General features: G+C 70.8%; 21 protein-coding genes. 13 read left to right on the forward strand and 8 right to left on the reverse strand.

Annotated elements, in window-relative coordinates:
• The first annotated feature begins 102 nt into the window (after positions 1-102).
• On the forward strand, positions 103-918 hold the full coding sequence (locus tag ABT352_RS11035; RefSeq protein WP_350944347.1) for a neutral zinc metallopeptidase: 816 nt from the start codon (positions 103-105) through the stop codon (positions 916-918).
• A gap of 71 nt (positions 919-989) precedes the next feature.
• Here the strand turns inward: ABT352_RS11035 and ABT352_RS11040 are convergent, their stop codons facing one another.
• A complete protein-coding gene (locus ABT352_RS11040; RefSeq protein WP_350944348.1) occupies positions 990-1,874 on the reverse strand; it encodes a phosphatase PAP2 family protein in 885 nt (294 codons plus the stop codon).
• 441 nt (positions 1,875-2,315) lie between these two features.
• On the opposite strand from ABT352_RS11040, the gene ABT352_RS11045 reads away from it, so the two are divergent.
• Both ABT352_RS11045 and ABT352_RS11050 read left to right on the forward strand, forming a co-directional pair.
• Positions 2,316-3,008, forward strand: a complete 693-nt coding sequence (locus ABT352_RS11045) for a response regulator (protein WP_350944349.1) — start codon at positions 2,316-2,318, stop codon at positions 3,006-3,008.
• Entirely contained in the window at positions 3,002-4,255 is a 1,254-nt protein-coding gene (locus ABT352_RS11050) for a sensor histidine kinase (RefSeq protein ID WP_350944350.1), read from the forward strand. The genes ABT352_RS11045 and ABT352_RS11050 overlap by 7 nt, the downstream gene beginning before the upstream one ends.
• On the opposite strand, the gene ABT352_RS11055 is transcribed toward ABT352_RS11050, so the two are convergent.
• A complete protein-coding gene (locus ABT352_RS11055) occupies positions 4,204-4,905 on the reverse strand; it encodes a hypothetical protein (RefSeq protein WP_350944351.1) in 702 nt (233 codons plus the stop codon). The genes ABT352_RS11050 and ABT352_RS11055 overlap by 52 nt on opposite strands.
• A 172-nt stretch (positions 4,906-5,077) precedes the next feature.
• Here ABT352_RS11055 and ABT352_RS11060 point away from each other — a divergent pair, with 172 nt between their 5' ends.
• The 4 genes from ABT352_RS11060 (at position 5,078) to ABT352_RS11075 (ending at position 8,926) form a co-directional block, all read left to right on the forward strand.
• Entirely contained in the window at positions 5,078-5,989 is a 912-nt protein-coding gene (locus ABT352_RS11060) for a helix-turn-helix domain-containing protein (RefSeq protein WP_350944353.1), read from the forward strand.
• A 302-nt stretch (positions 5,990-6,291) separates the two neighbouring features.
• Positions 6,292-6,669 (forward strand): hypothetical protein, encoded by a 378-nt coding sequence (locus ABT352_RS11065; RefSeq protein WP_350944354.1) that lies wholly within the window; start codon positions 6,292-6,294, stop codon positions 6,667-6,669.
• A gap of 45 nt (positions 6,670-6,714) precedes the next feature.
• On the forward strand, positions 6,715-7,899 hold the full coding sequence (locus ABT352_RS11070) for a serine hydrolase domain-containing protein (RefSeq protein WP_350944356.1): 1,185 nt from the start codon (positions 6,715-6,717) through the stop codon (positions 7,897-7,899).
• A gap of 277 nt (positions 7,900-8,176) precedes the next feature.
• Positions 8,177-8,926, forward strand: coding sequence for a dienelactone hydrolase family protein (locus ABT352_RS11075; RefSeq protein ID WP_350944358.1), 750 nt, complete (start codon positions 8,177-8,179; stop codon positions 8,924-8,926).
• Positions 8,927-9,021: 95 nt separating this feature from the next.
• Here ABT352_RS11075 and ABT352_RS11080 read toward each other — a convergent pair whose 3' ends face one another.
• Positions 9,022-9,936: an NADP-dependent oxidoreductase gene (locus ABT352_RS11080; protein WP_350944360.1), complete on the reverse strand. Its 915-nt coding sequence runs from the start codon at positions 9,934-9,936 to the stop codon at positions 9,022-9,024.
• A gap of 91 nt (positions 9,937-10,027) precedes the next feature.
• Between ABT352_RS11080 and ABT352_RS11085 the strand changes: the two genes are divergently transcribed.
• From ABT352_RS11085 to ABT352_RS11100, 4 genes are all read left to right on the forward strand, one after another.
• Positions 10,028-10,996: an AraC family transcriptional regulator gene (locus ABT352_RS11085; protein ID WP_350944361.1), complete on the forward strand. Its 969-nt coding sequence runs from the start codon at positions 10,028-10,030 to the stop codon at positions 10,994-10,996.
• Between the two features lie 9 nt (positions 10,997-11,005).
• Complete coding sequence (locus ABT352_RS11090) at positions 11,006-11,293, forward strand: hypothetical protein (protein ID WP_350944362.1); 288 nt, start codon at positions 11,006-11,008, stop codon at positions 11,291-11,293.
• Positions 11,294-11,416: 123 nt separating this feature from the next.
• A complete protein-coding gene (locus ABT352_RS11095) occupies positions 11,417-12,277 on the forward strand; it encodes an alpha/beta fold hydrolase (protein ID WP_350944363.1) in 861 nt (286 codons plus the stop codon).
• Between the two features lie 968 nt (positions 12,278-13,245).
• A complete protein-coding gene (locus ABT352_RS11100) occupies positions 13,246-13,539 on the forward strand; it encodes a MerR family transcriptional regulator (RefSeq protein ID WP_350944827.1) in 294 nt (97 codons plus the stop codon).
• A gap of 39 nt (positions 13,540-13,578) precedes the next feature.
• Here the strand turns inward: ABT352_RS11100 and ABT352_RS11105 are convergent, their stop codons facing one another.
• Positions 13,579-14,046 carry a GNAT family N-acetyltransferase gene (locus ABT352_RS11105; RefSeq protein WP_350944364.1) on the reverse strand — a complete coding sequence of 156 codons (468 nt, stop codon included), beginning with the start codon at positions 14,044-14,046 and terminating at the stop codon, positions 13,579-13,581.
• Between the two features lie 403 nt (positions 14,047-14,449).
• Here ABT352_RS11105 and ABT352_RS11110 point away from each other — a divergent pair, with 403 nt between their 5' ends.
• Together ABT352_RS11110 and ABT352_RS11115 are read left to right on the forward strand one after the other, a co-directional pair.
• On the forward strand, positions 14,450-15,268 hold the full coding sequence (locus ABT352_RS11110; protein ID WP_350944365.1) for a TetR/AcrR family transcriptional regulator: 819 nt from the start codon (positions 14,450-14,452) through the stop codon (positions 15,266-15,268).
• A gap of 37 nt (positions 15,269-15,305) precedes the next feature.
• Positions 15,306-17,780: a PEP/pyruvate-binding domain-containing protein gene (locus ABT352_RS11115; RefSeq protein WP_350944829.1), complete on the forward strand. Its 2,475-nt coding sequence runs from the start codon at positions 15,306-15,308 to the stop codon at positions 17,778-17,780.
• A 186-nt stretch (positions 17,781-17,966) separates the two neighbouring features.
• Here ABT352_RS11115 and ABT352_RS11120 read toward each other — a convergent pair whose 3' ends face one another.
• From ABT352_RS11120 to ABT352_RS11135, 4 genes are all read right to left on the reverse strand, one after another.
• The gene (locus ABT352_RS11120) at positions 17,967-19,037 is read right to left on the reverse strand and encodes a PLP-dependent cysteine synthase family protein (protein WP_350944366.1); all 1,071 of its coding nucleotides are present in this window, start codon (positions 19,035-19,037) and stop codon (positions 17,967-17,969) included.
• Between the two features lie 19 nt (positions 19,038-19,056).
• The gene (locus ABT352_RS11125; RefSeq protein WP_350944367.1) at positions 19,057-19,764 is read right to left on the reverse strand and encodes a restriction endonuclease; all 708 of its coding nucleotides are present in this window, start codon (positions 19,762-19,764) and stop codon (positions 19,057-19,059) included.
• Positions 19,765-20,005: 241 nt separating this feature from the next.
• A complete protein-coding gene (locus ABT352_RS11130; RefSeq protein WP_350944369.1) occupies positions 20,006-20,815 on the reverse strand; it encodes a thioesterase II family protein in 810 nt (269 codons plus the stop codon).
• A gap of 479 nt (positions 20,816-21,294) precedes the next feature.
• Positions 21,295-22,179 (reverse strand): NAD(P)-binding domain-containing protein, encoded by an 885-nt coding sequence (locus ABT352_RS11135; RefSeq protein WP_350944371.1) that lies wholly within the window; start codon positions 22,177-22,179, stop codon positions 21,295-21,297.
• Between the last annotated feature and the right edge of the window lie 510 nt (positions 22,180-22,689).

Here is a 22,689-nt window from a genome sequence, read left to right on the forward strand (position 1 = left end):
CGTCGGGAGCTCTGAAGCGGGAGCTCTGAGCCGGGAGTTCTAAGCTGTCCGATCGTGCGCTTCCTCCCGCTCCGTGCCGGTTCTCCGCGACCTCTCCGACACGTGACCCTGTTGTCCGCCGTGTGTCTTGCCGTCCTGCCCGCCGGAGCCGCGCAGGCCGCATCCCCCGAGTCCACGCCGGCCAAGCCGTCGAAGCAGGCCGCCACGTCCGGCTCTTCGTCTCCAGGGCGGACTGTCGCGCCCAAGACCTCGTTGCTGAAGTCCGGCAGGTTGGCGACCACCTCGTGCCCGGAGCCGCCGCTCGTCGACAGGGGCATCCCGCAGCCGGGCGAGTATCTCACCCTGGTCACGAGATGTCTGAGAACCTCGTGGGCCGCTCACTTCGCCCGCGCCGGGCTGCGGTTCCGCACGCCCACGGTCCGCATCTACTCCGAGCCCGAGCGGCGCGTCTGCGGAATAGTGTGGCCCACCGGCGCGGACGCCTTCTACTGCACGGAGCGGGCCACGCTCGTGTTCCCGCTCACCGGCCTGTGGATCGAGGACAGGATCGACCTGTACCCCTTCAAGGTGGCGGCGCACGAGTACGGCCACCACCTGCAGAGCCTCACCGGCATCAGGACGCATTTCGAAAGGCGCGTCCGCGCCGAACGCACCCGCCATTTCGAGCTCCGCCGCCGCTACGAACTCCAGGCCGACTGCCTGTCGGGGGTGTTCCTGGGCAGCGTACGAGCCTCCCTGCCCCGTACCGAGCAGGACTGGAAGGCACTGTCGGAGACGATCCGCGCCAACGGCGACGAGGGCGAGTACCGCACCCACGGCAGCGGCGCCAACCGGGTCCGCTGGTTCGAACGCGGCTACCGGGCTGTCTCCCCCGGCGCCTGCGACACCTGGACCGCCACACCGTCCCGGGTGTCCTGACCCGCGAACCCCGGCCGACGCGGCGCGGGGAGGGCTTCGGCTCCAGCCGGCCGCCCGTGTCGCCGGGAACCTCAGGGGTTCGGGCCGGCGCGGTGCCTGCCCACGGGGGCGACCCGGCGATCGGCGTACCTGTCCATGGGAGCGACCGGCCGATCGGCGTACCCGTCCCCGGGAGCGATCGGACGGTCGGCGTACCCGTCCCCGGGAGCGATCGGACGGTCGGCGTACCCGTCCCCGGGAGCGGAGCCGTTGCGGCCCAGGCGCTCCAGCAGCGGCGACACCAGTCGCACCGCCGGCGGTGTGAACGTGAGAAGCACCGCCGTCACCACGGCCGCGGCGAGGAGCACACCGGCGAGCACGTCGTGCGGGTAGTGGACCCCCACCATCACCCGGAGCAGCGCCGCCGCCACGGCCAGCGGCAGGGTCACCGCGGCGAGGCGGGGACGGAGCAGGGCCAGTCCGACCGCGAGTCCGGCGGCGAGGGTGGCGTGGTTGCTCGGAAACGACCAGTCCCCCACGCCGGGGCACTCCGCGATCGCCGCCGCGGCTCCCGGCACCACCCGGCAGGGGCGTTCCTCGACCACCATCAGCTTCACCGTCTCGCTGATCGCGTAGGCGGTGACGGTGCCCACACCGATCATGACGGTTCCCGCGACACCGCGCGCGTCGCCCCGGCGCAGGGCGGTCCACCACACCCAGACGAGGATCAGGCCGAGGATGACGAGGGTGCCCTCGCTGGCTATCTCCATCGCCGTACTCGCCCAGGTGGGCGCGTTCGCCATCGCCTCGGTCACCGATCGGTAGCCGGAGGCCGAGGCGCCTTCCACGACCTTCGCCGGACCGGTTCCTTCCGTTCCCTCCGGCGAAAGCCAGGCGACGGCCCCGGCTCCCAGGCCCAGTGACGCGGTCGAGCCGAGCAGCCGGTTGCGGAGATTGTTCCCACCGTCAGTCTTCATAGCGGATGATCATAAGAAGGAACGTGGCATAACGTCTAAATGAACAGTATTTGACTTCACGATGAAGGCCGGTCGTCATTCGCGGCCAGGTGTCGGGAGCCACTCCCCGGCTCTCGGCGCGTTCCGCGATCGGCCGCCGTACACCATCGGCCCGACCCGACCTCGCCACAGCCTCACATCGTCCCGTCCCGTCCCGTCCTCGCCCCGCCCCGACCTCGCCTCCGCCTCACGTCGTCCCGCCCTCGTCCCGCCCTGACCTCGCCTCCGCCTCACGTCGTCCCGCCACGGCCTCGCCTCCGCCGGCGGGTCGAACCCTGCCGAGACGCGGTAGCCGCTGCCGTCCGCCGGGTGACGGATCCGCGCTCCGCCGTACGACGGACGCGGTCGGCCCGTACCCCGCACGAAAATGGAGGGGTGGACGGCCTGGGTAGCATGCTGTGCATGTCTGGCACGACGACCGGTCTCGCGAGGATCAGGCTGGTCATCGCGGACGACCAGGCCATGATCCGCACCGGGCTGCGGTTCGTCGTGGAGGCCGCGACGGACATCGAGGTCGTCGGGGAGGCGGGCGACGGGCTGGAAGCCCTCTCCGTGACCCGGCGGCTACGACCGGACGTGCTGCTGATGGACATCGCGATGCCCCGAATGGACGGCCTGAGCGCCGCCCGGCGACTGCTCGCGGACCCGCATCCGCCCCGGATCGTCATGCTGACCACCTTCGACACCGACGAGAACCTGCATGCCTCGCTCCGCGCCGGAGTGAACGGCTTCCTGCTCAAGTCCTCGCCCCCCGAGCAGCTCATCGAGGCGATACGGGTGGCGGCGGCCGGCGAGGCGCTCATCGACCCGGCGGCCGCCATGCGGGTCATCGCCTCGTTCGCCGCGCACCACGAGCCGGTCGCACCGCCGGAGCTGGCCACGCTCACCCCGCGCGAACTGGAGGTGCTGCGCCTGCTCTCCCGAGGACTGTCCAACCCTGAGATCGCACGGGAGTGCCAGGTCGGTGACGCGACCATCAGAACCCACGTCGCCCGGGTGCTGCACAAGCTCGGCCTGCGCGACCGGATCCAGGCCGTCGTGTTCGCCTACGAGGCCGGGGTCGTGCGGCCGGGACAGCAGGACCGCCCGTGCTGAGGAGACTGCTCGGCGACTGGCGGCCTACCTGGCTGGATCTCCTGCTCTCCCTCGCCGTGGTGATCACCGGCCTCGCCGAGTCCTTCGGCCGTCAGGGCTCCCAGCCCGGCCAGATCAGCGACCCGGTGCCGCTGGCGGTGGGGGCGGTCGTCACCGGGACGCTACTGCTGCTCCGGCGCAGGTTCCCCACGACCCTGCTCATCGCGCTCATCTCGATCGGCCTCACCATACGGACGGTGGCGGGTGACGGCTACTACGCCGCCTGGCACTTCTACTCGACGCTCATCCTCGTCCACACCGTGGCGAGCGCCGCGGAGCTGCGCAGCCGCCGCGGGCTCGCGGGACTGGCGTGCGTACTGGTGGCGTACGCGAGCCTGCAGACGTTCCAGCGCAACGACATCGCCGAATTCATGATCAGCGCCGTCTTCATCGGGGTGGCGTACGGGAGCGGCATCCTGTTGCGCCGCCAGATCGACCGGACGTTGCGGCTGGCGGAACGCGCCGTTCGCCTTGAGGTGGAACGGGAGGAGCGGGCCCGGCAGGCGGTGGCGGAGGAGCGGACCCGGATCGCGAGGGAGCTGCACGACGTCGTCTCGCACAACGTGAGCGTGATGACCCTGCACACGGGCGGGGTGCGGATGCGACTCGGCGAGGAGCACCGGCGGGAGCGTGACATGCTGCTCGGGGTCGAGAAGGCGGGTCGCGAGGCGATCGAGGAGCTCCAGCTCATGCTGGGAGTGCTCCGCGGGAGCGGCGATCCGAACCCCGGCGCCTCCCAGCCGAGCCTGGAGCGGCTGGACGAGCTGGTCGCGCAGGTCAGGGAGGCCGGGGTGGACGTACGCCTCCGGATCACCGGCGAGCCGCGTCCCCTGCCGCCGGGACTCGCACTCTCCGCCTACCGGGTGATCCAGGAGGCTCTGACGAACGTGCTGAAGCACTCCCCCGCCGCCGCTGCCGAGGTCGTCGTCGCCCACGGGCCGACCGGGCTGGATCTGGAGATCACCGACGACGGCACGGGCGACGGCACTTTCCCGGCCGACGTGCCCGACTCGGACGCACAGCGCTCGAACGCACAGCGCTCGGACGGACAGCGCTCGGACGGACGGTACTCCGGTGGGCACGGTCTGATCGGGATGCGTGAGCGGACCGCGATGCACGGCGGCGAGTTGTCCGCGGGCCCCCTGCCCGGTGGCGGTTACCGGGTGGTCGCCCGGTTTCCGCTGGACGCCTCGGTGGCGACCGGCTGAGCCGTTTCCTGCCCGGCCCACTCCGCGTCGCTCATCCGCAGCATCCGCAGCCCGATCGCGCCGGAACCGGCCAGGTAGAGCAGGCCGCCCACGGCCGTGCCGATCGGGAAGACCGGGGCACCGAAGATACCCACGATGATCGCGAAAGGGGCCCACCACGGCCCGTGACCGGCGTAGGCCAGGACCAGGCCGAGCAGGAACAGGCCGAGCAGCCCGAGAAATCCCGGGATCTGGAACCCGAAGGTGGCGCCGGGGTCGGAGAACGCCTGTTCGGCGAGCTTCGCGCCCTCGGCGGGCGGCAGGGCGCGTTCGAGCCGGGAGTAGAAGAAGTCCCCGAGCATCAGCCCGGAGAAGTTCACCACGCCGAGGAGCGCGAGACCACCGGCGAGATGGCCGAAGACGACTCCCCTGTGCCGGATGAGGTGGATCATCCCGATGATTCCCGGGATCAGCAGCACCCAACTCCAGTGCAGCAGCGAGGCGCTGACCGAGACCTGTTCCGGATACCTGCCGTAGACGCCGGTGGTGTCACCGCCCTGCCGCAGGGCCGGGTCGGCGACGACGCCCGCGATGTAGATGAGCGGCGCGACGATGAGGCACACCCCTGCGGCCCATCTGCGGAAGCCGAGTGGATTGGAGAGCGACGGCATGAGATCTTCCCTTGCGTTCCGGCCCGCACCTGGACCGGCGGGGCGAGGACGGGAACGCTAGGCAACGACACGGCGTGCGTCGTCCTCCTCATGGTCTATCGCCACTCCGCCGTCCGGCGGACCGCCGTAATCGGTTTGACTCTCCAGTGACTGGAGGGTTGATGCTGCTGTGGTGAACGACCGCGACCAACTGCTCACCATCGGACAGCTCGCCGACTGCACGGGCCTGTCGGTGCGTACGATCCGCTTCTGGTCCGACATCGACGTCATCCCGCCGACGCGCCGGTCGGCGGGCGGTTTTCGTCTGTACGACATGGAGGCGGTGGCCCGGCTTGACCTGGTGCGAACGCTGCGCGAACTGGGGCTGGACCTCGACACCGTTCAGAAGGTCCTGACCAGGCAGTGCACGGTGGCCGACGTCGCGCGGGCGCACATGCGGGCGGTGGACACCCAGATCCGCTCCCTGCGGTTGCGCCGGGCGGTGCTGCGGTCGATCACCCAACAGGAGCGCACGACCGAGGAGATGGTACTCATGCACAGGTTGATCCGCCTGTCCGCTCAGGAGCGGCAGCGAATGATCGACGACTTCGTCGACCGTACGTTCGACGGCATCGACCCACAGGCGCCGGGGGCTCACATCGCGGCCTCGATGCGCCAGGTTCCCGCGGAGCTGCCGGACGATCCCACCCCGGAGCAGGTCGAGGCGTGGCTGGAGCTCGCCGAACTCCTGGGCGACGCCGGCTTCCAGGAGCGCGCACGACAGATGGCGGTGGCCGGTGCCACAGCATCCGGCGACGAGGTGCCGCAGCCGTACGACCCCGCCCTCGTCTTTGAGCACGCGGGGAGAGCGGTGGCCGCCGGCATCGGCCCCGAGTCTGCCGAGGGCAGGGCGATCCTGGATCTGATCGTGGATCCGGGGCTGCCCGCCGCGGACCGCGCCCGGTTGGCCGACCAGGTGGAGACGTTCACCGACCGCCGGGTGGAGCGGTACTGGCAGCTCGTGGGTGTGCTGAACGGCAGGCCGCCGTTTCCGCCCAGGGTTCCCGACTTCGAATGGTTCATCGCCGCGTTGCGCGCGTCCTGATCCGCGGCCGCCCTCGGAGACAGGCTCCGAGGGCGGCCGGCACCGTCCGGAGGTGAGGGTCCCCGGCTTCCGACCCCGGGCCGGTTCGCCGTCGTGGTCGTCAGTACGGCTTCGCGGTGGACCGCCACGAGAGGAAGAACCTCGTCTTCGTCGTTGACGACGTTCACCGCTCTCCCATAACATCGTCTCTACTAGAGACGATGTTCGGCGCATCCCGTGGACGTGGGGCTTCGCCTCGGGCGAGGCGGCGAGTGGTAGTAATGAGACCCGTAAAGGAGGCCGGACAGACAAGTTGGTGCGCCATGACCGAGCACTTCCTCGGCGTTCTCGGCATCGGCGAGGCGCTGGGGGTGAGCCGACACGCGGTGCACAAATGGCGCTCCCGCTATCCGAGCGGTTCGAGCCACCCCTTTCCGGAGCCCGACGTCGAGGTCGACGGGGCTCCCGGCTGGCGGGCCGACCGGCTGGAGGAGATCACGCGGTGGCGTGACGGCCTGCCGGGCCGCGGCGCGGGCGGAGGCCGCCCCTCAGCGGCACGCCAGGAGTATCTGAGGGCGGCGACGGCACGCGGCCTGGATCGGGACGAGGCGATGCGCGCGCTCGTCACGTTCACCGAAGAGTTCCCCGAGATGACCGAGCCGGAGATCTGTGCCTGGCTCATCGAGAAATGGCGCCGGTAGCACTTTCCGGCGACACACCCCAAACGAGACGAGAGGCGATGACGCATGCCCGAAATCGGCGGGAACACCGCACCGGGATTCGAAGGGGTACGCGAGGCGTTCGCGGCCAACCTGGCCGGTGGACAGGAGGTGGGCGCCGCGGTCGGCGTCTACCTGCACGGCAGGAAGGTCGTGGACCTGTGGGGCGGGATCGCCGATCCCAAGACCGGCCGCCCCTGGGAGCGCGACACCGTGCAGGTCGTGTTCTCCACCACCAAGGGCGTCACCGCCGCCTGCGCGCACCTGCTCGCCCAGCGGGGCGAACTGGACCTCGACGCACCCGTCGCCGCGTACTGGCCGGAGTTCGCGGCGAACGGCAAGGAGCGCGTCCCGGTCCGCTGGCTGCTCACCCACCAGGCGGGACTGCCCGTGATCGACCACCCGATCACCCCGGCCGAGGCGATCGCCTGGGACCCGATGGTGACCGCCCTGGCCGCCCAGCGCCCCTCCTGGGAGCCGGGCACCGCGCACGGCTACCACGCGCACACCTACGGCTGGCTGGTCGGGGAGGTCGTCCGACGGGTGACCGGCCGCAGCCTCGGCACGTTCCTCGCCGAGGAGATCGCCGCACCGCTCGGCCTGGACCTGTGGATCGGGCTGCCGGGAACCGAGTCGCACCGGGTCAGCCGGATCGTCGCCGACCCGATCGATCTGGACGCGTTCACCCGGATCGACCTGGACGCCCTTCCCGGGCCCGCACGCGAGGTGATGGCTGCGTACGCGGACCCCACGTCGCTGACCAGGCGGGCGATGTCCGTCATCACGCCGCTGCCGGACCACGACGACCCCGCCGAGCAGGCCGCCGAGATGCCCTCGACCAACGGCATCTGCACGGCCCGCTCGCTCGCCCGTTTCTACGCCGCGCTCATCGGCGAGGTCGACGGACATCGTGTCCTCACGCCCGACACCCTGGCCGCGGCGACCGCGGAACAGGTCGCCGGCATCGACCGGGTCCTGCGAGTGCCCGTCCGGATCGGCACCGGTTTCGGCCTGCCGACGCCGGACGCCTTCTGGTACAGCCCGACCGCCTTCGGGTTTCCCGGCTACGGGGGATCGCTCGGCTTCGCCGACCCGGCGAACGGCCTCGCCTTCGGTTACGTGATGAACCGTCTCCAGGAAGGCGTACCGGACCACAGAGCCGCCACCCTCCTCGGCGCGGTCCACGACGCACTCGAACTCCGGGCCCGGTAGGCCCCGCTCACCGTCCCGCGACGGCCCTCCGGCGGTGACCCGCAGGCGCCGAATCGGTTTCCCGGTCACGAAGCGGCTCGTCATGCCGTTCGGAGACCTCGCCCCGAAACCCCCGGGGCCGATGAACAACAGCTCCCTTCGTACGGTTTCGGGAGTCGATACCGGTTCGCTCGGTGATCGCGGATCATCGCTAGATTGATCTCCGGTCAACCTCACCTCCCGACAGACCTGACACCAGGTCGTGCACCGGCATCAGCCGAAGGAAGGAAGATCCGCCATGCCCACCGTGACAGTGCAGATTCCCACCGCGGACGGCCATGCCGACGCCGTGGCCGCCTTCCCCGACGACGGCGAACGGCATCCGGGCGTGCTGATGTACACGGACATCTTCGGCGTGCGGCCCGTGCTGAGAGAGATGGCCCGCGAACTGGCCGACCACGGGTACTACGTGCTCGTCCCCAACCTCTACTACCGGCACGGCCCGGCACCGGTGGTCGAACTTCCGGAGCACATCAGCAAGGAGATCCGGCCCGCGCTCTTCGCCCAGCTGCTGCCTCTCGCCCAGGCGCACACCACCGAATGTGTCCTGCGCGACGCCGACGCCTACCTCGAGTTCCTCACCACCCGGCCGGAGGTCGGTGCCGGACCGGTCGCCGTGGTCGGCTACTGCATGGGCGCCGTCCTGGCGATGCGCACCGCGGCGGCCCACCCCGGCCAGGTCGCCGCCTTCGCCGGATTCCACCCCAGCCCGCTGGTGACCGACGCGCCCGACAGCCCGCACCTCCTCGTCCCCGAACTCACCGCCCAGGTCCACCTCGGCCTCGCGGAAACCGACATGTCGCCCGAGGCCATCGGCGAGCTCAACCAGGCCATGGATGCCGCGGGACTCACCTACACCACCGAGGTCTACCCCGGTGCCCTCCACGGCTTCACCATGTCCGACACCGATGTCTTCGACCCCGCCGCGCTGCGGCGCCACTGGGACCGCCTGCTCCCCCTCCTCGGCCGCACCCTGGCCGGCGGCTGAGACTCCGGCTCGGAGACCGCGCCTGACATACGCCCGGAGTCCCCGGCTCGCCCGCCGGCGGCCGGGACCCGGTGATCGCGGTCACCGGGATTCCCTCAGGGAACGAGGATGATCTTGCCGCGGGTACGGCCGGACTCGGCGTCGCGGTGCACCGCGGCCAGGTCGGCGAGCGGGCGCGTCTCGGAGATGTCGAGACGGACGACGCCCGCGTCGACGAGCTTGACCAGGGCTGCGAGGTCGCCCGTGTCGTTGCGGGCCACGAAGTGCGTCGCGGTCACCGGGGAGTCCGCGGGGAGCCTGAGCGGAACGGTGACGGACACGACGAGACCGCCCGGCCGGACCAGCGGCACCAGTGGCCTCGCGCCGGCCGCGACGATGTGCAGGACCACATCCACCGGTTCGTCCAGCGCTTCGGCGACGGGCGTGGCCGTGTAGTCGACGATCCGGTCCGCGCCGAGGCGGCGGACCGTCTCCGCGCTGCGAGGACCGGCCGTGGCGATGACGTACGCCCCGGCGTGCTTGGCGAGCTGGACGGCGAACCCTCCGACGCCGCCGCCCGCGCCGTTGACGAGCACCCGCTGCCCGGAGGTGACGGCCGCGTGCTCGAACACCGCCTGCCACGCGGTGAGACCCGCGATGGGGAGGGCGGCGGCGTGCGCGAGAGGGACACCGGTCGGCGGCGTGACCAGGGTGTCCGCGGCGGCGGTGACGTACTCGGCCGCGGCGCCTCCGCCGTCGACCCTGCCGACGACCCGGTCGCCGACGGCGAGGGTACGCACGCCGTCGCCGACCTCGGCGACCGTACCGGCGACGTCCCCGCCGAGCGTGTACGGCAGGTCGAGCGAGAAGACCGAGCGCAGGAGCCCCCGGCGCAGGCCGATGTCGGACGGGTTGAAGGAGGTCGCGGCGACGTCGATCAACACCTCCCCCGGGCCGGGCACCGGCCTGGGGACGTCGTCGCGGCGGATGACGGAGGCGTCACCGTACTCATGGATTCGGATGGCTTTCACACAGTCGAAGCTATGGGCAGCCGACGAGACGAACCATGTTCGGTGATCCCTTATTCATAATCGATCGTCTTCGCGGGGATATCCTCGCCGGATGGACGTGCTCAGCGACGTGATCGCGGTCATGCGGACCGGACAGCCGCGCTCGGCCCGGGTGGCCTGGCACGCCCCGTGGGCGCAGCGGTTCGCCCCCATCCCCGGGGCCATCGGCCTGCAGGTGATCCTTCAGGGACCGTGCTGGCTCATCGGGCCGGACGGCGACGCCGTGCAGCTGGTCGCCGGGGATGTGGTGTTCCGGCCCCACGGGCGCGGGCACACGCTGGCCGACAGCCCGTCGACCTCGCCGGTCGCGCCCGCCTGCGACCCGGGCGATCCCCGCCTCCTCCAGCGCTACGTCACCGACACCGTCGGCGCCCCCGACAGCACCTCCGGCAGCGCCCCAGGCGCCCCCGGCGGCACCGGCGCTCCGGCCGCCGTGACGCTCTGCGGCGGGTATCACCTCGACCCGGCCCGCACCCACCCGCTGCTGAACGATCTTCCCGAGCTCATCCACCTTCCCGCGCACCTCGGACGACACCCCGAACTGCGCTCCACCGTCGACCTGCTCGCGGGCGAGGTGGCAGGCCCCCGCCTCGGTACGGACGCCATCGTGCCCGCGTTGCTCGACACGCTGCTGCTGCACATCCTGCGGGCCTGGCTCGACCGGCGGCCGGTGCCGGGGACCACCGGCTGGGCGGCGGCGCTCAACGACCCGGCCACCACCGCCGCGCTGCAGGCCATGCACAGCGACCCGGCCCGGCCGTGGACCGTCGCGACGCTCGCCGCCGAGGCGGGGCTGTCCCGGGCGCCGTTCGCCCGCCGCTTCACCGCCCTGGTCGGCCGGCCGCCGCTGACCTACCTGACCTGGTGGCGGATGACCGTCGCCGCGCGGCTCCTGCGCGAATCCGACGCCCCGCTGCACTCCGTCGCGACCAGGGTCGGCTACACCTCGGAGTTCGCCTTCGCCAACGCGTTCAAACGCCAGTGCGGCACCGCCCCCGGCAGATACCGCCGCAGCGGGTAGAACAACGTCATGGTGCCCCGAGACCACGAACTCCTGCAAGCCGCCCGACGCGTCGCCGCCGCGATGGGCTTCACCCCCGACGAGGTCATGCGACGTGTCGTGGAGCTGGGGCGCGGCGAGCGCCTCGGCTGCTCCAGCGGCGAACTCCTGCTGCTCGCCCTCGCCCAGCTCGCGCCCGAGCGGCCGATCTCCCAGAAAGCCGGAGGGCGTGCCTCGACGGTCGAGACCGTCGAGGCACCGCGCCTCGGCGTCGCCGCCGGCGGGTCCGCCCCGACGTGGGAGGGAGACATCCGCTGATCTCCGCGCGCGACCTCCCCTGAGGCCGACGGCGCAGCGGAGATCATCCCTGGACACCGGGCGCCTCCCCCGGCCCGATCGCCTGAGACGGTTGTGATCGCCCTCCTCGGAAATACTGGGGCGATGTTCGAAGGCTTCGAGGAAACATCGGTCCAGGTCGAGGAAGCGTCCGTTCTCACCCGGTACGGCGGGGAGGGGCCGCCGGTGCTGTTGCTGCACGGTCACCCCCGGACCTCGGCGACCTGGCATCGTGTCGCGCCGCTCCTCGTCGAGCGCGGTTTCACGGTCGTCTGCCCCGACCTGCGGGGATACGGTCGCTCGCGCGGTCCGGCCCCCGCACCGGACCACTCCGGGCACTCCAAGCGCGCCGTCGCGAACGACATGGTGGCGGTGATGCGTTCTCTGGGACATGACCGGTTCGCCCTCGCCGGACACGACCGAGGGGGTGCCGTCGCGTTCCGCCTCGCCCTGGATCACCAGGACGCGGTGTCCCGGGTGGCGCTCCTGGACTGCCTGCCCATCAGCGAGCACCTGTCCCGCATCACCGTGGAGTTCGCGACGCAGTGGTGGCACTGGTTCTTCTTCGCGCAGCCGGGCACCCCGGAACGCGTCATCAACGCCGACCCCGACAGCTGGTACCACGGCGATCCGGAGAGCATGGGCAGGGAGAACCACGACGAGTTCCGTGCGGCCACCCGGAATCCCGACGTGGTGCGGGCCATGCTGGAGGACTACCGGGCCGGTCTCACCGTCGACCTGCGCGACGAGGAGGCCGACCGGGCCGCCGGTGTGCGGCTGCGCTGCCCCGCTCTGGCCCTGTGGTCGCTGCGCGACGACCTCGAAGACCTGTACGGCGATCCGCTGGAGATCTGGCGGGGCTGGGCCGACGACGTACGCGGCCATGGCATCGACTCCGGCCACCACATGGCGGAAGAGGCCCCGGACGCTCTCGCCGCCGCCCTCGGTGACTTCTTCCACGGCTGACCTCGAAGGACCGGTTTCCTTCGTGACCGGCCGGTGCGGGGTCCAGAGGTCATCGCCGTCAGGGCCCGGAGGACGTCAGGGCCTGCGGGGTTCGCCCTGCTCTCGACACGGAGGCACGAATCCTCGCTTTGATGGAACCGAAAATCTGTAGTGGCCGAGGTAGACATTTGCGTTGGGTGAGGCTAGAGTTCCTGACATCGCAAGGAACGGTTCCACGAGGGCAGAGCAGGACGTAGGCATCACGACGAACTGCCCGGACGAGCGTGGACATCGAAGGACGACGAAGAAAGACGGGCAGAAGGTCGGACGTGCCAGGACCGAGCGGTAGAAGGGTCCCGGCCGTGGACACGCTGCCACCGCGGTAACGAGTACCACCGTCGGACGTGCCAGGACCGAGCAGTTGAAGGGTCCCGGCCGTGGACACGCAGCCGCCGCAGCGAAGGAGTACCAGCGTCGGACGTGCTGGGACCAGCGGTAGACGAAGGGTTCCGGCCGTGGACGCGCGGCTGCGACACGTGATGCATGAGCTCGAAGAGGACAGATAACGAAAGGAGTGTTGAACGCCATCAGGATCGCCCGTCGCCGGTTGATGTTCGCCGCACGGGTACCGCAGTCCCACAGATTGGAAGGTGGTCTACGGTCACGCATACGCGATCCCCGCATCCCCGCCCCCTGCGGGCGGCCAATGCGGAAGAAACAGGTTGGCCTCAGGGCCGATAGATGGTGTTGAACCTCGTGGGTCCCGGCGCATCATGGCGCCGGGACCCCTGTTGGCGTTACAGGAAGGTTGTATGGATCGAACACCGATGACGTCGGCCGTACGCGCGGAGCCCAGACTTCGCGACACCGCCGATAAGGCTGAAACGGCCGGTAAGGCCGACACCGCGGACAGGGCCGACGAGCTCCCCGCCACACCGGGCGAGGTCTCCGCTCGCCGGTTCGACGACGAGGACTATCCCGCCTACAGCATGGGCCGGGCCGCCGAGATGCTCGGCGTCACCCCGGCGTTCCTGCGCAGCCTGGGCACCGCCAGGCTGATCGAGCCGCAGCGCTCCGAGGGCGGCCATCGCCGCTACTCCCGCTACCAGCTCCGTCTGGCCGGCCGCGCCCGCGAACTGGTCGACCAGGGCACCGCCCTGGAGGCCGCCTGCCGCATCATCATCCTGGAAGACCAGCTCGCCGAGGCCCTGCGCATCAACGCCGAACTCCGGCAGGCCCGTGACCGGCAACAGCCCGACAGCGCGGACCGCCGCTCGGCGTGAGGCCGGCGATCCGCGGCACGAAAAGACGAGCCAGACGAGTCAAGGGGCGACTCCCGGTCGCCCCGCCTCCGGCTGGAGATCGATCTGGTAGAGGATGAAACCCCTGTTCACCGCGACCTTGTCGTAGAGCCGCCGGGCCTCGGTGTCGGTCTCCTTGGTCGACCAGTAGACCCGGCTGCAGTCGCGGGCGCTCGCCCACTCGGTCACCGCCTCGATCAGCGCCCGCCCCGCCCCCTCGTCCCTGGCCTGCGGCGCGGTGAACAGGTCCTGGAGATGGCACACGTCCAGCGCCGTGGTGCTCGAGTGGATGAGGAAGTGCGCGACGCCGACCAGCTCGCCGTCGAGCTTCGCGCCGAGGGCGTGCATACGAACACCCTCCCGGAACTCGTCCCAGGCCCGGTCGTACAGCTGGGGCGGGAGGGTGCGCCCGTAGAAGTCGTTGTGACCGCGGAAGAGGGTTTCCCAGCGGGGACGGTCCGCGGGGGTGAGCTTGCCGATCCTGAGCATGTGATGTCCTTCAGGCGAGGGTCGGGAGTTCAAACTCCGTATCCCCCGTGAGGACCGTCCCGAACGTTGAACGGGTGTCGCTTCCCGACAACCGGTGGGAACCGTCCCCACCGTTGACCAGGTATGCCTTCCCGGCAGCACGCGGGAACCCTCCCTAACGTTGACCGGCTGTCGCTTCCCGACAGCGCGTGGAAACCGTCCCCGCCATTGACGCAGGTGTCGCTGCCCGACAACCGGTCACCGCTTCTCACTGCCTGCCCGACAATCTGCCACCGCCTTCCTCCTTGCTCGGCCCCGTCCTTACCGAGCCCCCCACCGCCTTCCTCCCCCGCCTGGCGGCGTGGTATCAATTAAATGACCGGATACAGATATGTGGTCAAACTTTCAGGAAATGACGGGGGCCATGAAACCGGAGACCAGAAGGGTGGGGCGACCTCCGCAGGACGCCTCCCAGCGGCTCGCGCGGGCGCACCGCATCCTGGACGCCACCGCCGACCTCGTCCTGCGCTGGGGGTACGACAAGACCACCGTCGAGGACATCGCCAAGCGGGCCGGGGTCGCCAAGGGCACGATCTACCTGCACTGGAAGACGCGCGAGGAGCTGTTCGTCGCACTGCTGCGCCGTGAGCGGGTCGAGATGGTCACCGAGGTGCGACGGCATGTCGCAGACGGCCCGGCCACGCTTCGCGACCTGCTCAGGCTGCTCGTCCTGGAACTCCTCGGCAGGCCCCTGATGCGCGCGAGCATCCTGGGCGACTCGGAGGTGCTGGGCAGACTCACCCGCCAGAAGTGGGACGGCACGGCCGAGGCGGAACTGGGCGGCGGTTTTCAGACCTACCTCGGCACGCTGCTGAAACACGGCGCGCTACGGAGCGACCTGTCGCCCGCCGAACACGTGACCACGTTCGTCTCCGTCCTGTACGGGTTCCTGACCGTCTCGCCGATGATGCCCGCCGGGTACCGGCCGTCCGACGAGCGGCTGGCGGAGCTGGTCGCCGATGCCGGCGGCAACGCGATGGAGGCCACCGTCCCCGCCACCGTCACCCTCTCCCCCACCGCCACCGATCCCGCCGCCGCCGTCACCCAGGCGGTGACGCGAGCCACCCTGGAGTACGTCGACGCCGCCCTGGAGGTCGCGCGGCGGAAACTTCGCGTCTCCCTCGGCTTCGAGGAGACCGACCAGTTCGAGGAGCACGAGGAAAACAAGGAGAACGCGCGGTGAAGACCCCCCCCTTGACAGCGAAACGGCCGATCTCGCGCTGGCGGGCGGCAAGGGAGCCTCGCTGGCCCGGATGGCCCGCGCGGGACTCCCGGTTCCCGACGGCTTCCACGTCACCACGGACGCCTACCGCGACTTCGTCTCCCGCGACGGGCTGAACGACCAGATCATGGAGGCCGTCTCGGGCATGCCCCCCGAACAGGCGTCGCGGCGGATCGCGGCGCTGTTCGCCGAGCGGGAGATCCCGGCGGAGACCGCCGCCGAGATCCACGCGGCCCACGCGAGGCTCGGCGCGGACGTGCCGGTCGCCGTACGCTCGTCGGCCACCGCGGAGGACCTGCCCGACATGTCGTTCGCCGGGCAGCAGGACACCTACCTCAACGTCCGGGGCGACGGCCTGCTGGACGCGGTCCGACGCTGCTGGGCCTCGCTGTGGACGGCGCGCGCCATCGCCTACCGGGCCTCGAACGGCGTACCCCAGGACGACGTGGCGCTGGCGGTGGTGGTCCAGGAACTGGTGGCCGCCGACGCGGCGGGCATCCTGTTCACCGCGAACCCGGTCACCGGCGCGCGGGACCAGGTCGTGATCAACGCCTCGTGGGGACTGGGCGAGGCCGTCGTCGGGGGGCAGGTGACCCCCGACACCGTCGTCGTCTCCAAGGAGCGCGGCGAGATCGTCGAGGAGCGCGTCGGCGACAAGACCGTGATGACGGTCCGCACCCCCGGCGGCACCCGCGAGGAGGCCGTACCCGAGAACCTGCGCCACCGGCCCGTGCTCGCCCACGCCGAGGTCACCCGGCTCGCGCGGCTCGCGACGCGGATCGAGGAGTTGTACGGGACGCCCATGGACGTGGAGTGGGTGAGGCGCGAGGAAACGTTCCTCGTCGTGCAGGCCCGCCCGATCACCCGGCTCAGGCAGCCCGTCGAGGAGTGGAACGACAGCCTGACCGGCGACTACCTGTGGACCGGCGCCAACCTCGGCGAGGCCATCCCCGACGTGATGACGCCGTGCACCTGGTCACTCGTCCAGATCTTCATCGGGGAGGCGATGTCGACGTCGAAGGTGCCCGGCTTCGACGTGGTCGGCAACATCGGCGGACGCTTCTACATGAACCTGAGCGTCGCGTTCTCGGTGGCGCACGCCCTGGGCATGCGGAGAAGGCTCGGCGCGATCGAGCAGGTCTTCGGCAGGCTCCCGCGCGACCTGGACGTACCGTTGCTGCCCGCCTCGCGCCTGCGGATCATCAGAAGCGTGCTGCCGCTCGCCTTCACCCTGCGCAGGCGGGTCGCGGTCAACACCAGGAGGATGCCCGGTTTCCTCGCCACGGCGCGACGGCGCTGCGAGGCGCTGCGCGAGCGGATCGCCGCCGCCGCGACGACCGGCGAGCTGGCCGGGCTGTGGGAGAGGGAGCTGCTTCCGTACTTCGTCGAGGCCTGCCAGATCCTGGAGGCCTCCGGGCGGCAGGGCGGCGCCGCCCTGGTCATGACCCGCGACAGACTGCGCGCGCTGGTGGGTGAGATCGACGCCGAGGCCATGCTCACCGGCGCCAACGCCGACGGGGAGCTCGCCAGTCTCGGGACGATCGTCGGCCTGGAGAGGCTGGCCGCGCGGGAGATCGACAGGGAGACCTTCGCCCGCCTCTACGGGCACCGGGGCGCGCACGAGTTCGAGGTCTCCATCCCCCGGCCCGGCGAGGACCCGCGGTGGATCGACGCGCAGCTCGCGGCCATCTCCGAGAGCGACGGGCACGCCGGTACGCTGCTCGACCACCAGCGGGAGGCGCGTGAGGCGGCCTGGAGGCGTTTCGGGGAGCGCCACCCCCGCGAGGTCGCGAAAACGCGCCTGCGGGTGGCGCGGTGGAACGCGATCGTCCGTGACCGGGAATCGGCCCGCTCGGAGGTGATCCGCGCCTTCTGGGCGTTGCGTGCCTTCGTCCTGCGTGCCGGTGAGCTCACCTGCCACGGCGACGACCTGTTCTTCCTGTCGATCCAGGAGATCCTCGCCGTCCTGCGCGGCGACGACACCCCGACCGCGAAGGTGGCGGTCCGGCGGGCGACGTACGAACGGTACGCGGCCCTGCCCGCCTACCCCACGCTGATCATCGGCCGTTTCGATCCGGAACGCTGGGCCGCCGATCCCGGCCGGCGCGGCGACATCTTCGACGCCAGGGGCGGTGACACCCCGGTGAGCGACACCGTGACCGGCTTCCCCGGGGCGCCGGGCGTCGTCGAGGGCGTGGCCCGCGTCATCGCCGGTCCCGAAGACGGCGGCAGGCTCGCGCCCGGCGAGATCCTCGTGACGACGCTGACCAACATCGGCTGGACCCCGATGTTCCCCCGCGCCGCCGCCGTGGTAACCGACATGGGTGCTCCGCTGTCACACGCCTCGATCGTCGCCCGCGAGCTCGGCATCCCGGCCGTGGTCGGCACCGGCAATGCGACCATGCGTCTGCGCGACGGCGATCGGATCAGGGTCGACGGCGAGCGCGGCACGGTCGAACTCCTGGAGCGGTGATCCCCGGAACCCCGAACACGCCCGCCTCCTCGGCACCGTCCGGCCTGGCGACCCCCGGCGCCCTGAGCTGACGACCTCGGCGCCGCCCGGCCTGACGACCTCGGCATCACGGCTTGACCACCCCGCGCCCTGGCCTGACGACCTCGGCGCCGCCCGGCTCCACCATCCCAGCGCCGCCCGGCCTGATCACTTCGGGGTCGCCTCCGGTGTGGAATCCGGCCGCCAGGGCCCGCCGTGGTCGAGCAGTCGTTCCAGCCTCTCCGCGTACGGCCGCCAGTCCAGCCCCCTGTCCGCGGCCCAGGTGTCGTCGTGGCACGTTCGCAGATGGCGCGGATCGGCGTCGCCGAGCACGGTCACCACGTCACCTCCGACACCCTGGGCGCGCATGCGTGTGACCATCTCCAGCGCACCCCACAGGTTCGTTCCGGTGGCGGGGCCGACCGGGGATCCGATGTCCCTGCGGACGCGGCGGGCCGCGGCCACACTCGCGGCGTCCGGTACGGGAACGACCAGGTCGACGAGGTCGGGGACGAACCCCGGCTCCAGGCGTGGCCGGCCGATCCCCTCGATCCGGGAGGGCATGCCCGTGCCGTAGTCGGCGGCGCCGCTCGCCCAGCCGGGGAAGTAGGCGGAGTTCTCAGGATCGACCACGGCCAGCCGTCCCGGCAGGTCATGGGTGCGCAGGTGGCGGCCGACGGCCGCGGAGGTGGCGCCGGTGCCCGCGCCGACCACGACCCAGCGCGGGCACTCCTCCAACTGCCCGAACAGCTCCTCGGCCAGGCTCCCTCCGCGCCAGTCGACGTCCGCCGCCGAGGTGTAGTGGTCCAGGTAGTGGCCGCCCACCCGCTCGGCCAGCTTCGCGGCCTCCGCGTAGATCGCGAGGGGCGGATCGACGTGCAGGCATCTCCCGCCCAGCCTTTCGACCCCCTCCCCGGACGACCTCTTCGGCATGACGGCGACATACGGCAGGCCGAGCAGCCGGGCGAAGTACGCCTGCGCGACGGCCATCGCGCCACCGGTGGCCTCCACCACGGTGGTGCCCTCCGTGACCAGGCCCGCGGTGATCGCCCGAGCGAAGAGCGCCCGCGCCAGCCGGTGCTTGAGGTTGCCCGTCGGCTGCGCGGACTCGTCCTTCAGCCACAGCCGCACCTCCCATCCGACGGGCAGCGGGAACCGGCGCAGCGGTGTGGGAAGGGTCCGTTCCCTCTCGCCGTCCAGCTTCGCGATCGCCTCCACCGCCCACGTGCCACCACCCATGACGGCAATCTAGTGCGATTCACCGGTCTGACAGTGACCGAAAAATCCGCGGGGAACGGCCGAATGCGCGGCGCTCGGGCGGGGCGAGGGTGAAGGACCCGGTGAACCAGGCGGCGAGCAGCGCGCGGTCGATCAGCGTCAGGTCGGTGCCCGCCGCGTACTCCCTGGCAGGAGCCGTGAACGTCGCGGAGGTGACGAGCACACCGCGATGACCGGGGTAGGCGTGAAGCGCGCCGAGGAGGTCACGGATCTGGGGTGAACCGACCGAGGTGCCCCAGCGCTTGCACTGGATGACGAAGCGGTCGCCGCCGGGCGCGGTCGCGACGACGTCGACACCGCCGTCACCGCTGCCGCCGACCCTGCGTACCCCGCGAAAGCCCTCTCGCCGCAACAGAGCCTCGACGAGAGCCTCGAACCGGTCACCGGTCATCCGGTCGACGATCTCGAGGCGCGCGTTGACCTCCAGCCATTCCCGCTCCCGGGCCTCGACCACCCGATGACGCAGCAGGAGTGCCCCGGCCAGAGCCACGATCAGCGCGATCGTGCCACCGATCACCAGCGGCCAGTTGGCGATGACGACGTCGACGAGCCACACCCCGACCACGACGAGGGCGATGGCCGCGACCACCCACAGGAACGGGCCGCCGTCGTCCTTGCCCCGGCGTGATCTTCGCCCGCCGGAAGCCCGCCGTCGCGCCGTCCTGGCGGGTGTCCGTCGCCGTGCCATCGTGCACCTCCGGGGGACGAGGTTGGAACGTTGCCGCTGACCCTGCCGACTCTGACAACGGGCACCGACAATTTTCAGGGTGACGTGCCTGAGGCGGCGTGCCGCAGGGGGAACGCGCTTCGGCGTAACCGGCGGACGTGGAATCACGTCGGCCGCGTCGGATGCGCCCCACCCGTGACGATGCCGCGCACCCCTCCGTTCAGGGTCGAGGTCCGGAAGGGCGCGAAGTGTGCCGGGAACCTCACACGTTCCGGGGAGGAGCGGGCGAGTCCTCGGGGAGCGTCCCGCTCGCGCCCCCGACGCCGGCGAGGCGCTCCGCGATGTCGGTGACGAGTGCCGCCTCCCCGTCCTCCGGATGGCGGTGATCCCCGGGAAAGGTACGCAGCTCGAACCCGGAGGCCGCGACGCGGCTCCAGGCGCGCATCTCCCCGTGACTCACGCGCGGGTCTCCCGTCCCCAGGTAGCCGGTGATCGGAACGATGACCGGCGGGGTGGACGCGGGCCGGTAGGCGTGCAGGAGGTCGTGGTCGGCCCGCAACGCGATCATCGCCAGGTCCATCAGCTCAGGAAAGCGCAGGAGCGTCGGGTCCGCGGCGGCGGCCCGCTGGGCGAGCTGACGGTCACCCACGGGGATCCTTCGCGCGTCGTCCGCGCACAGGTGCGGCGCCGCGTGCGCCGACACCAGCAGCGCCACCGGGGAGATCCGGTACTGTCCGGCGAGCCTGACCGCGACCTCGTACGCGACCACGGCGCCCATACCGTGCCCGAACAGGGCGAGCGGCCGATCCGCGAGAGGGAGCAGCGCCCGGCACACCTGGTCGGCGAGAGGTTCCATGCGGTCGATCGGTCGCTCGCCGACGCGATTCTGCCTGCCGGGGTAACACACGGCGGAGAGCTCGATGTCGGTGGGCAACAGGTCCTGCCACCCCTGGTAGGCGGTCGGGGCACCTCCGGCGTGGGGAAAACAGACGAGGCGCAGGCGAGGCTCGGCGAGCGGGCACTGCCTGCGCAACCACAGGCGGGAGCTCGCCGGGAGGGTCTTTTCGAGCATGTCCCACTCGGGGACGCCTGATTCGGGGACACCCGAACGTGGGATACCGAGATCGGGTCCGAGGACATCGGAATCCGACGTCCCGGAACCCGGGACGTCGAGGTCGGGTCCGAGGGCAACGGAACCCGAGGCTCCGGAGCCCGGAACACCGAGGTCGGGAGCGCTGGGATCAGGAGCTCCCGGACGGGGACGACCTGGCCTTCGAGGGCCGGGATCCGGGCCCGCTGGACCGGGGCCGGGAAGGCCCGGGCCGGGACCGGGGATTCCGGGACCCAGGCCTCCGGGATCGGGGATTCCAGGACCGGGACCTCCGGGAGCAGGACTTCCGGGACCGGGACCTCCGGGAGCAGGACTTCCGGGACCCGGGATTCCAGGACCGGGGACGGCCGGGTCGGGAAGGCCGGGGCCGGGAGCGCCCGGCCTCGGGAAACCACGTCTCGCCCTGCCGTCAACCGGTTCGAACCCGTGCATGCTTCCCCTTAGCGGTTATGGACGGCCGCTCGGCGGCTACGGAACTGTTCGGTCAGCACCGCCACGTGCTCGCGCCGGTAGCCCTGCTCCATCGCCCTCAGCACGCGTTCGCGCATCACCGCGAGGTAGGACTGGTCGATCCCCGCCCGCTCCGCGATGCCCGCCAGGTTGTTGAGGACGTCCAGGTGCGAGGTGAGCGGGGCCTGCTCGAAGGTGTAGTCGCGGCGCGCGATGAGGCCGAGTCCGACGCAGATCGTGTTCCGGAAAGCGGGGTCGTAGAGCGGCACGGACTCCGCGAATTCGTGGAGGGGGACGCCGATGCTCTCCGCGATGGCCGAGCATTCGAGGAAACCGCTGAGGAACGCGTAGTGGAAGGCGCTGGAGACGACGTGGTACGCCTTGGCGTAGACGGGGTCGGCGCCCAGGCGCACCTGCTTGCCGGACAGCGCCTCGGTCACGCCCGCCAGTTTCTTGAAGTCCTCGGCCGCCCCGCTGTAGACGGTGAAGCAGTCTTCGGTGCCGATGGCGTCCGGGTAGTTGAGGATCGCGGCCTCCAGATATCTGCCTCCGGCGGCCTCCACCCGCTCGCGCAGGGGGGCGACGTCGTCGGGAACACCTCCGGCGCTCTGGACGACGAGCTTCCCGGAGAGGTCGGCCCCGGCCTCGTCGAGGACCGCGTGGGTGATCTCGTAGTTGAGAAGACACAGCAGCACGATCGGGGAGGTCTCGATCGCCTCGGCCACCGTCGCGTGGAGGTGGACGTCCCTTCCCGCGAGTCTCGCCGAGTGTTCCGGCGTACGGTTCCAGACCGAGACCTCCAGGCCGGAGTCGACGCAGGCCCGTACGATCGCGGAGCCGGTCACGCCGGTCCCGACGACCGTCACATCCGTCATGGCACCACTCCATTGTTCCTAGCGAGGGGACTGCCAGGTTCACCTGGCAGGTGAATCACTTCCCCGTCACCGTTCCCGTGTTTGAAACGGTCAGGGTTTCGCCGTCGCCTACCTCGACCGAGGGAAGCGAGAAGCCGCTCCCTTCGGGGAGCGGAGGGGTCACCCCGGTGAAGGTCATGCCGCCCCACCGACCTTGGCGAGGTCCGCCCACTCGGCGCTGCGCGGTGCCGGATGTAAGGCGAATTACGCCATTAGTTATAAATCGTCGGTCGCGCTAATCCGTCGACCGAGCGAAACATTAGCAGCGTACGCCGGGACAGTCGATGACCTCGAATATTTGGTTCTCACCAGGCAAGGTCAACATTTCCGCGGATATCATCCTTGACGTCCCACTCTTCCGCCATAAAACCATCTTCCAGCAAAAGGCATCAAAAACCCGCCTTCCCGCTGACTTCCTGTTTTACGATCCGTGGGCGTTCCGGCTACGCGAATCTCGGAAAGACCGCCCGG

Source organism: Streptosporangium sp. NPDC000563 (assembly GCF_040299985.1).
Lineage (GTDB): Bacteria > Actinomycetota > Actinomycetes > Streptosporangiales > Streptosporangiaceae > Streptosporangium.